Source organism: Paraburkholderia phymatum (assembly GCF_040965635.1).
GTDB classification, from domain to species: domain Bacteria; phylum Pseudomonadota; class Gammaproteobacteria; order Burkholderiales; family Burkholderiaceae; genus Paraburkholderia; species Paraburkholderia phymatum_B.
Map to the genome: position 1 here is coordinate 1 of NZ_JBFRCH010000070.1, position 9,948 is coordinate 9,948.

Annotated in this window: 9 protein-coding genes; 3 read left to right on the forward strand and 6 right to left on the reverse strand. The window is 60.1% G+C overall.

Features of this window, described 5'->3' with window-relative positions:
• Positions 1-155: 155 nt before the first annotated feature.
• On the reverse strand, positions 156-437 hold the full coding sequence (locus tag AB4Y32_RS39820) for a hypothetical protein (protein WP_368726488.1): 282 nt from the start codon (positions 435-437) through the stop codon (positions 156-158).
• 518 nt (positions 438-955) lie between these two features.
• Here AB4Y32_RS39820 and AB4Y32_RS39825 point away from each other — a divergent pair.
• A complete protein-coding gene (locus AB4Y32_RS39825) occupies positions 956-1,915 on the forward strand; it encodes a LysR family transcriptional regulator (RefSeq protein ID WP_368726489.1) in 960 nt (319 codons plus the stop codon).
• 38 nt (positions 1,916-1,953) lie between these two features.
• Here the strand turns inward: AB4Y32_RS39825 and AB4Y32_RS39830 are convergent, their stop codons facing one another.
• The 5 genes from AB4Y32_RS39830 to AB4Y32_RS39850 all read right to left on the reverse strand — a co-directional run bounded on the left by AB4Y32_RS39830 (position 1,954) and on the right by AB4Y32_RS39850 (position 6,611).
• Positions 1,954-2,118, reverse strand: a complete 165-nt coding sequence (locus AB4Y32_RS39830; protein ID WP_368726494.1) for an NIPSNAP family protein — start codon at positions 2,116-2,118, stop codon at positions 1,954-1,956.
• Positions 2,119-2,510: 392 nt separating this feature from the next.
• Positions 2,511-3,482 (reverse strand): dicarboxylate transporter/tellurite-resistance protein TehA, encoded by a 972-nt coding sequence (tehA, locus tag AB4Y32_RS39835; RefSeq protein ID WP_368726495.1) that lies wholly within the window; start codon positions 3,480-3,482, stop codon positions 2,511-2,513.
• A gap of 76 nt (positions 3,483-3,558) precedes the next feature.
• Positions 3,559-3,816 carry a heavy-metal-associated domain-containing protein gene (locus AB4Y32_RS39840; RefSeq protein WP_368726490.1) on the reverse strand — a complete coding sequence of 86 codons (258 nt, stop codon included), beginning with the start codon at positions 3,814-3,816 and terminating at the stop codon, positions 3,559-3,561.
• 84 nt (positions 3,817-3,900) lie between these two features.
• A complete protein-coding gene (locus tag AB4Y32_RS39845) occupies positions 3,901-4,884 on the reverse strand; it encodes a copper resistance protein B (RefSeq protein ID WP_368726491.1) in 984 nt (327 codons plus the stop codon).
• The gene (locus tag AB4Y32_RS39850; RefSeq protein ID WP_368726492.1) at positions 4,881-6,611 is read right to left on the reverse strand and encodes a copper resistance system multicopper oxidase; all 1,731 of its coding nucleotides are present in this window, start codon (positions 6,609-6,611) and stop codon (positions 4,881-4,883) included. The genes AB4Y32_RS39845 and AB4Y32_RS39850 overlap by 4 nt, the downstream gene beginning before the upstream one ends.
• Positions 6,612-6,837: 226 nt before the next feature.
• On the opposite strand from AB4Y32_RS39850, the gene AB4Y32_RS39855 reads away from it, so the two are divergent.
• Together AB4Y32_RS39855 and cueR are read left to right on the forward strand one after the other, a co-directional pair.
• Positions 6,838-9,285 carry a heavy metal translocating P-type ATPase gene (locus AB4Y32_RS39855; protein WP_368726496.1) on the forward strand — a complete coding sequence of 816 codons (2,448 nt, stop codon included), beginning with the start codon at positions 6,838-6,840 and terminating at the stop codon, positions 9,283-9,285.
• A gap of 2 nt (positions 9,286-9,287) precedes the next feature.
• Positions 9,288-9,752: a Cu(I)-responsive transcriptional regulator gene (cueR, locus tag AB4Y32_RS39860; RefSeq protein ID WP_368726493.1), complete on the forward strand. Its 465-nt coding sequence runs from the start codon at positions 9,288-9,290 to the stop codon at positions 9,750-9,752.
• Positions 9,753-9,948 lie beyond the last annotated feature (196 nt).

The window sequence follows — 9,948 nt, forward strand, 5'->3', positions numbered from 1 at the left end:
ACCGGAAAGCTTACCGTGGACAACGCTACGCGTTGCCCACCGCGCTCTCCTTCGCCCACAAGCTCCACAGCCTCCAACTACGAATGAAAAAGAGAAGGTTCAAAACCGGACTTCAAGATACAAGGTGCCAGCGCAGCACCTTGCGGTGTTGGGGATCAGGCGACTTGGTAGATACGCACGTCCGGCCCTGCTTCAAGCAGGGGTTTGAGCCCGCCGACCACATCCGCGGTGAACAACTCGCTCCCCAAGTAGGCACTCGCGTTCGCTTCGCTATCGAAACCATGCAACACCTGCACGTCCTCATCGCGCACCAGCAGCTCCTTCGACTTCGCGCCGGCGATGGTGTTGAGAAAGGGGGCCTTATATTTCTCGTAGACCGCCGCGGCAGCGGCCCGATTGGCGTTCGCGACCTTGAGAGTAATCTGCAGATAGACCATTTCGTTGCTCCTGTCCTGTTTACGCAATGGGTGACCTTCGTGTTCCGCGATCGAAGTGCGACGAATCGGTAGCACGACGTCGGTAAAGCCAGCGTACGGAAAAATCGATCGACACCAATTGGTATCGAGCCGAAGCGATGCCAGCTGCGAGTTCCTTCCGTGACGCCTGCATGTCGGCCGGAATGTGAATTCTTCGCCGATTTATTTACCCCGGCAAACTAGATTTAATATCGCGGATGGAAAGAAAAACTCTGCGGCCGGTAGCTCCACCGTTGTAGCGACGGCTGTCAGTCCTACCGAACAAAGTTTTTCTTATCGTGACAGATAGAAAATATGCGGTGTGCAGCGATGGTCCGCGCGACTACAATCGAACGCACGCCTGCCTGTTCATCGCACGCCTGCCTGTTCATCGCACGCCTGCCTGTTCATTCAACGACTGAGGTGATGCCCACTTCAGCATGGCGCAATCAAAACTATATTCCTCGGGCTGTTTTCTTTAACAACAGTTTGGTTGCGTTATGAAGAGTTTCGCGTCACTCACACAAATCACTATCTTTGTTCGGATTGCGGAGTTGGGAAGCTTGTCCGCCGCAGCTCGAGAATTGAATCTATCGCCTTCGGCAGTCAGCAAGAGCTTGGCGCAACTTGAAGTCCGGCTGGGCGTGCTTCTCGTCAAACGTACCACTCGAAGCTTGACGTTGACGGACAGTGGCCGAATCATATTCGAACGGGCAAACGACATCCTCGCCGATCTGGAAAGCACACTCGATGCGGCGCGGCAATTGAAGACTCTGCAGGGAAACCTGCGATTGACCTGCTCCATCGCGTTCGGGTCGAGGCAGCTCACACCGATCATGGGGCGATACTTAGGCGGGCAGCCGGCGGTTAGCGCATCAATCACGCTGGACGATCGGCTGACCAACTTGGTCGAGGAAAACTTCGACCTGGCGATCCGTATCACCAGCAGAACCGACTCAAACTACGCGGCCAGGAAGCTCGCGACGATACACTGGATGTACTGCGCTGCGCCAGGTTATCTCGACTCGAACGAGCCAATTTGCAAACCCGCCGACCTCGCGGGCCACAGATGCTTGGCATATCCGGCCATGACCACCAACGGGGCATGGTCCTTCCTCGGAAAGAACAAAACGCAGCAAATCGCTGTCAAGCCGGTGCTCGATTCCAACTCGAGCTTGGCGTTGTATGAGGCCGCGCTGCAGGGACACGGCGTAGCGTGTCTGCCGACGTATCTCGTCGCGTCCGATATCGTTCGAGGCGCATTGCGTATCGTCGTCCCGGACTATCGGTCTGCGACTACGCACACGCTATACGCTATGTATTACCGCTCGAAATACTCCAATGCGTTGGTGCGAAGCTTCATCGACTTCCTCGTCGACGACATCGGCGAAATCCCTCCGTGGGAAAGGGCGCTGCAAGAATTGATCGGCGTTCCGCAGCTCGAGGTCGAAACGAGATGAGCGAGCAGCATGACGCTAACAATTGTGGCTTCGAACCCTCAGCAAATTCTAGAAAACGAAGTAGGGCGATAGATTGCGGAGCATTGTGAAACTAGATAATCAGTCACGACCGCACTTCTGAGAAACTCGTGCCATTTTCGGTCCTGCTGACGTGCTTCACGGCGGGCTTCACGATCGGCGAGACTCTCGAATCCCCCAAAGATGCACGATCTCGTTCAAGTCACCGATCTTGCTCACGAAGAAGCCGATCGGTTCGCCTCGAGGGCCTGAGGCGTGGAGCGGAATGTTCGGCATGTCGACGCGGACCTTGGCTCGACACTTCGTAACCGAGGTATGAGTTTGCGTTCTTGGCGGCGGCGTATGCGATTGTTTAGGGCCATTGAGTTGCTTGGCGGCGGGTTGGGAGTGACGCGGACCGCATGGAGCTCGGATATGGCTCAACGTCAGCCTTTGTGTACGCGTTTTGCTTGGAGATGAGCACCAGTCCGCAAGCATACATGCGCGGGCGCGGGGCGAGAGCGAGTGTTCGGTTGTCATCGAAGGCTTCGGCAAAAAACCCTCCGAGTGAGCGTAGATAAAGGCAGCTGCTGCTGAATCAGTCCCGCAGAGGAGGGGATAACCGCTGAGGGGATGACCACGTTTTGACGAGCAGGCGGATTGTCCGTATCGCAAGGTAGCCAATGAACAGGTTGGCGCCGACGAATATGGGTATAGCCAGCAATTGCGCCGATCGCACGCCCGACTGCGCTAGCTTCAGGCTGCAGACTGTCGCGGCTGCGACACCAAACGTATAGGCCCAGTAGGCAGGGATGAAGGACTGCACGCCCAGCCACGATCCGAGGCGTAGGCCAAGCAGCAACTGGAAAAGTCCGTAACCCCAGAGCATGAGAAGCCAGTGGTCCGTGCTACCTGGAGACAAGGCCAGCCAAGCCATGGCGCAAACGACCGGCGGGGCGAACTGAATGCCAATGAGGGGGCGCTGACGCGCGGGTATCGCTGTCGAATGCCATAGCCGATGGATCACCAGCGACTCGAGGGCCAACCAGGAGAACAGCCCAGTACCCAAAAATAGCCAACCCCAGTCCGGACGCCCTAACGAACCAAGCGCCGCTGCGCTAGTGAAGTTGCCTGCAACGGTCGGCAGGTACAAGGTCGGCACCGTGTCCTCGGAGTTCCTCCCGCCCTGCCATAGCGTGCCTGTGTGCCAGAGTGAGAAGCCTACGTGCCACGCGATGCCGCTCATGGCCAAAAACCACGCCGCGGTAATCGAGTATTGAAGGACTGCCATGGCGACGAGCAAAGTGGACACTGACAACAACGCGGGCGTGCCGCCTTGCACAGGGTGCAAGAACTCGGCCTTGACGGCTTCGAAGTTCCGGATGGCTTGCCACAAGTAGCCGATGGTGAGTATGGCCCAGACCAACCCCGCGATGGCCATAAGCGCTTCGGCAACGGTGGGCGGCAGGCCCCATAGCCGTGCCGCCATGCGCCACGCCTGCCCGAGCCCGGAGACGCCCAGGACTGTGCCGAAGTGGGACGCCGGAATGTGAGTCCGGCATATCTGCATAAGGCGTGTCGTCGGCGTCGCCGCATCACAATGATGGCGTTCATCGCGAGCGGGCGACGCTGTGAGAGAGCAAACCTTATTGCTGTTGTCCACAGCAGGTCTTCGCCGGAGTGCATGCGTTGGCGGTCGCGTCCTCGATTTGCACGGGCGTGTAACCGGCATCCGCAATGGCGTCGCGCAACTTGTTCGGATCGACATCGGTCGACTCGATCGTCACCCGATGCTTGGCCGGATCGACGGTGATCTGCGCACCACCGTCCACAGCTTTCAGCGCTTCGGTAATCGCGCCGGCGCAGTGGCCACACGTCATGTCATTTACTTCAAAGGCAATCATAAGTTTTCTCCTAACGGGTTTTATCGATGAGACGTTGAAACTATCCGGCTTGCCATCGCCGTAATGTCAAGAGGCATTTAGCAACTAATACCAAATGCGAATGCCGGCAACCCAGTGTTGATCGAAGACGGCTTGATTAGCGTCACGGGCAAGATTAGCGGTGGCGCCGAAGCGGCGTTTCCACTCGACACCGATGTAGGGCGCGACGCGCCGATTGATCTCATAGCGCAAACGCAAGCCGAACTGGGCGTCGGAGATCCCAGCGCCGATTCCCCGGGCAGGATCCGAGCGCCCATACGCGTTGACCTCGAGGTCCGGTTGCAAGATCAGCCGCTGGGTGAAGCGCATGTCGTACTCCGCGCGCACCCGAGCAGCAGTTCGTCCTGTTGGATCGACGTAGCCGGTGGCCTCGATATCGAAGTTGTACGGTACGATGCCCTGTACGCCGAATGAAGCCCAATGGCGGGCCGGCCCATCGCCGAAATCCTGGCGTATGCCGAGTTCCGTGTCCCAATATTCCGCGAACGCATGGCTCCAGAGCGCCTCGACATCGGCATCGCCAAAGTGGCCGCCGCTACGTTCGCCTTCGCTGCGGATCCATAGCTTGTTGATGTCGTTGCCGTACCATCCGTGCATTTCCCACGCCAGTCCATTGGTGTCCTTGTCGTGGAACGCTTCCAACTGGTCGAACTGCAGCAGGCCCAGCGGCGCGGCGTCGTCCATGTCCATGCCCGGCTCGGAACTGGCGCTGACACCGTCGGAGTAGTCGGGGCTGCGCGCATTGGGCGGTGCGCTGCCGCCCTGCATGGACCCCATATGCATGCCGGCCATCGGATTATTGCCGTGCGACGCAGCACTGCCGTTTTGCATGGAGCCCTTCATCGGGGGCATCTGCATGCCGGGCATCGAATGCTCATCGTGCGGCGCAACGTTCATCGAGGGCGTGGAAGTGCCGGAGGCGGGCTGAGCCATTTGGGCGACGGATAGGGCCGGCGCGGCCAGCAGTCCCGCCGCGAGCCATAGAAAGCGCTGCGGGATCATGGCGGTAATTTGTCGGCTTTTAATCATGACACGACCACCTCGCGGAACATGCCCGCAAACATGTGATAGAGCATATGGCAGTGATAGGCCCAGTGTCCCGGCGCATCGGCCGTCACACCGTAGGCGATACGTTGCGCAGGCTGCACGTTGATGGTGTGCTTGCGCACCTGGAAACCACCGGACGGATTTTCCAACTCGCTCCACATGCCGTGCAGGTGGATCGGATGATTCATCATGGTGTCGTTGACGAGCACGACGCGCACGCGCTCCCCGGTTCTCAAGTGAACCGGCTTTGCATCGGAGTACTTCACGCCGTCGAACGACCACATGAACCGCTCCATGTTGCCGGTAAGGTGCAGTTCGATTTCGCGGTTCGGCTCGCGCGGGTCCAGAGACCCGCCGATCGTATGCAGATCGGCGTAGGTGAGGACGCGGCGGCCGTTGCCGCGCAGACCCGCGCCCGGGTCGTCGAGATTGGTGCGTGGCATATCGACGCGCATGTCGACACCAGGGCCATATTCGGTACGAGCGTGATGCGCGGGCGGCATCGCGGCCATCATCCCCATCCCGGGTTTCCCCGACATTCCGCTTTGCGCATGCATTCCGCCCATCATCATTGCGCCCATCATGTCCGCCTTGTCCAACCAGCCGACCGGGTCCATTTTCGGGATGTCCGCCTGCATGCCGAGGCGCGGCGCGAGCGTGCCGCGCGCGTAGCCGCTGCGGTCGATCGATTGGGCGAATAGGGTGTACGCGCGGTCGTCTTCGGGTTGAACGATCACGTCGAAGGTTTCAGCGATGGAAATGCGGAACTCGTCTACGCTCACCGGCTCTACATCCTGTCCGTCGGCGCTGACCACGGTCATTTTCAGGCCCGGGATGCGCACGTCGAAGATCGACATCGACGAGCCGTTGATAAAGCGCAGTCGCACCTTTTCGCCGGGCTTGAAAAGTCCCGTCCAATTGTCGGCCGGCGAGTGTCCGTTCGTCAGATAGGTATAGATCTGTCCCGACACGTCGCTGTAGTCGGTCGGATTCATACGCATCTGCTCCCACATCTTGCGCCTTGCTAGAGCACTACTCAGCCCATGCTCTCGCACGTCGCGGAAGAAATCCGGCGCTGTGGGCATGGCGTAGTTGTAGTAATCGCCCGACTTCTTCAGCGTCGCGTAGATATGCTCGGGGTCATCGTCGGACCAGTCGTTGAGCATGACGACATAGTCGCGGTCGACCGCAATGCGATCGGGCCCAGCCGGTTCGATAATCAGCGGGCCGAACACCCCCGTTTGTTCCTGAAAGCGTGAATGCGAGTGGTACCAATAGGTGCCGGCCTGCCGCACGGTGAAGCGATAGACAAAGGTCTCGCCCGGTGCGATGCCAGGAAAGCTGAGGCCAGGCACCCCGTCCATTTCAGTTGGAACAAGAATGCCGTGCCAATGAATGGAAGTTGGCACCCGTAGCCGATTAGTCACGCGCAGCGCCACTGTGGTCCCCTCCTTCCAGCGGAGTGTGGGTCCGGGAAGGCTGCCGTTGATGGTCGTGGCAAGGCGTGAATGGCCAGTGTAGTTGACGGGGGTTTCGGCGATATCCAGCGTGAAATCGGTACCGCGCAGCACGGTCGGCTGGTCGGGGCTGGTCAGCGCCCAGGTGCGCGAGGACTGGAGTAGGCCAAGTGTGGCAGCGGCACCGCCCAAGGCCACGCCTTGAACGAAGCGCCGCCGCGACGTACTGGTTGGTGGATTACGACTTTGCATGGGATTCTCCGTGATCTACGGCAGTCGGTAAGCCATGAGATTTCTCGACTGGTTTTTCGATGAGACGGCGGGACTGTAGAGCTTCCTATCGTTGGAATGTCAATAGAGCTGTTGCAACCGCTGTGACGTAATCGAAAATTTTTTTCATGCGCCGCTTGACCTTCCGATGATGGGAACGATGAAGCTGCTCTCCATCGAAACACCAACGAAACGGAGATCACCCCTCATGAGTACGACCGCTTCAACATCCAAATTCCAGGAATTCAGGCTGCCCATCGAAGGTATGACGTGCGCGAGCTGCGTCTCGCGCATTGAGAAGGCGCTGGAGGCGCTGCCGGGCGTCGAAAGCACGGCAGTCAACCTGGCGACCGAGGAAGCCACGGTTCGGGCGTCTGCCGATGTGGACGTCGGGGCGCTGGCCGACGCCGTCCGCAAGGCCGGATACGATGTCCGCTCCAGCCCGATCGAGCTCGGGATCGAAGGCATGACCTGCGCATCGTGCGTGGGCCGGGTGGAAAAGGCGTTGCTGAAGGTCCCCGGCGTCTCGGCCGCATCGGTGAACCTGGCGACCGAAAAAGCGACGATTACGGCGAATGGCGGCGTGTCGTTCGCGACGTTGGCCGCGGCTATTGAAAAAGCCGGTTACGCCGCTAAACCGGTCGAGGCCAAATCGGCGGCATCGGCCGCACCGGCTGCGGCAAGTCTTCCGCAATGGTGGCCGGTGCTCGCCGGTACGTTGCTGACGCTTCCGCTGCTGCTGCCGATGCTGCTGCAGTTGTTCGGCATCGAGTGGGAGCTGGGGGGCTGGGTGCAATTGGCGCTGGCGACCCCGGTGCAGTTCTGGCTCGGCGCTCGTTTCTACCGCGCCGGCTGGAAAGCCGTGAAGGCGGGCAGCGGCAACATGGACCTGCTGGTCGCGCTGGGCACAAGCGCGGCGTACGGGCTTTCGGTTTTCCTGTTGTGGCAGCACCGCAACGGCGATACGCCGGATCTGTATTTCGAGGCATCGGCCGCGGTCATTACTCTGGTGTTACTCGGTAAATGGCTCGAATCGCGTGCCAAGCGGCAGACGGCCGATGCAATCCGCTCACTGAATGCGCTGCGGCCGACTGTTGCTCGCGTCCTGGTGGATGGCGTCGAAGTCACGACGCCGGTCGAGCAGGTTGCCGTAGGTGACGTCGTGGTTATCCGTCCCGGCGAACGCGTACCGGTGGATGGTGAAGTCATCGACGGCCGCAGCCACATCAATGAGTCGCTCATCACCGGCGAGAGCCTGCCGGTCGCGAAGGCTGTCGGTGACAAGGTGACCGGCGGTTCCGTCAACGAGGAAGGTGTATTGCAGGTCCGCACGGTGGCCATTGGCGCCGAGACGACGCTTGCCAGAATCATCCGCATGGTGGAGTCGGCGCAGGCGGCAAAAGCTCCGATTCAGCGCATCGTCGACCGCGTGAGTGCGGTCTTCGTCCCGGTCGTCCTCGGGCTGGCGCTGTTGACCTTCGTCGGCTGGTTTATTTACAACGGCGATGTGCAGCATGCGGTGATCAGTGCGGTCGCGGTGCTCGTGATCGCTTGCCCCTGTGCGCTCGGCCTCGCCACGCCGACGGCCATCATGGCCGGCACCGGCGTTGCCGCCCGTCAGGGAATTCTGATCAAGGATGCGGAAGCACTCGAAGTGGCTCACTCGGTGACGGTCGTGGCGTTCGACAAGACGGGCACGCTGACCGAAGGCAAGCCGTCGTTGGTCGCGATCGAGGCAGCCGACGTCGGCGATTCGAAAGAGGTGCTGCAGCTTGCGGCCGCACTGCAGAAGACCAGTGACCATCCGCTCGCACATGCGGTGATGGAGAAGGTCCGCGATGAGCGTATCGCGGTGCCGCTGGCGCAGGACGCTCGGGCTCTGCCCGGCCGCGGTGTGCAGGCCGTCGTGCGCGGGCGGCAGCTTCTGTTGGGCAGCACGCGGTTGATGAAGGAGTCTGATGCGGCTCCGGGATCGCTGCTGTCTGAGGCCGAGCGCCTCGAGGGAGAGGGGCGGACTATCTCCTGGTTGCTGGCGCAAGAGGAAAGTCGGACTCGCGTGTTGGGGCTGCTGGCTTTTGGCGACACCGTCAAGCCCGCGTCGTATGCGGCCGTCAAGCGGCTGCGCGAACTGGGCATCAAGACGGTGATGCTGACCGGTGATAACCAGGGCAGTGCCAATGCCGTGGCGCGGGACCTGGGCATCGATGAAGTCCATGCCGAATTGTTGCCTGGTGACAAGGCGTCGATTGTTGAGGGCCTGCGCAAGCAAGGCCAAGTCGTGGCGATGGTCGGAGACGGATTGAACGATGCCCCGTCGTTGGTGGCGGCGGACGTTGGCTTGTCGATGTCGACAGGCACCGACGTGGCGATGGAAGCGGCAGGCATCACCTTGATGCGCGGTGATCCCCGCTTGGTGGCGGATTCGTTCGATGTCTCGCGTCGTACTTACTCGAAAATCAAACAAGGCTTGTTCTGGGCGTTCGCGTATAACGTGCTGGGTATCCCGCTGGCGGCGTTGGGCTTGCTGAACCCGGTCATTGCCGGGGCTGCTATGGCCTTCAGCAGTGTCAGCGTCGTCAGCAACGCGCTGATGCTGCGTCGTTGGCGGGGGGCGGCGACCGCCGCCGGCGCGCTTGGCCCGACGCAAGGAGCTTGACCATGAACATCGGCGAAGTAGCGGCGGCATCCGGCGTCTCGACCAAGATGATTCGGCATTATGAGGGTCTAGGGCTGTTGCCGCAGGCGATTCGCTCGATGAGCGGTTACCGGCAATACAGTGACAAGGATGTGAGCAGGCTGCGCTTTATCCGCTACTGCCGCGACCTCGGTTTTTCGCTGGAACGGATTGGTGATCTGCTCGATCTATGGCAGAACCGGGACCGTTCCAGCCGGCAGGTCAAGGCATTGGCGCAGGCGCACATCGCGGAACTCGACGAAAAACTCAAGGAGCTTCAGGAGATGAAGGCCGCGCTCGAACACTTGGTGCATGGCTGTCATGGCGACGATACGTCGGACTGCCCAATCATCGAGTCGCTCGCGACCACAGCAGCCATGCGAGACGGTACCACCAATAGCCCTGTCCGAAAAATCTTGCCCGACAAGCGACGGAAGTTCATGCGTTGAATTCGAGAATTCCGTGTATCGAACGTTGTAATGCTCAAGCGGCCGCTCGTGGAAAAATACGATTCAAATTGGCTATTTCAAAAATGGAGTGGGTAATGCGGCTCACGAGGCATGTGGATTGAAGGCCGAGAAATCGAGCTTGCCTGCAATCAGGAACAGCACGGTTCGCATGGTTTTGAAGCTAGCGTATCCGCGC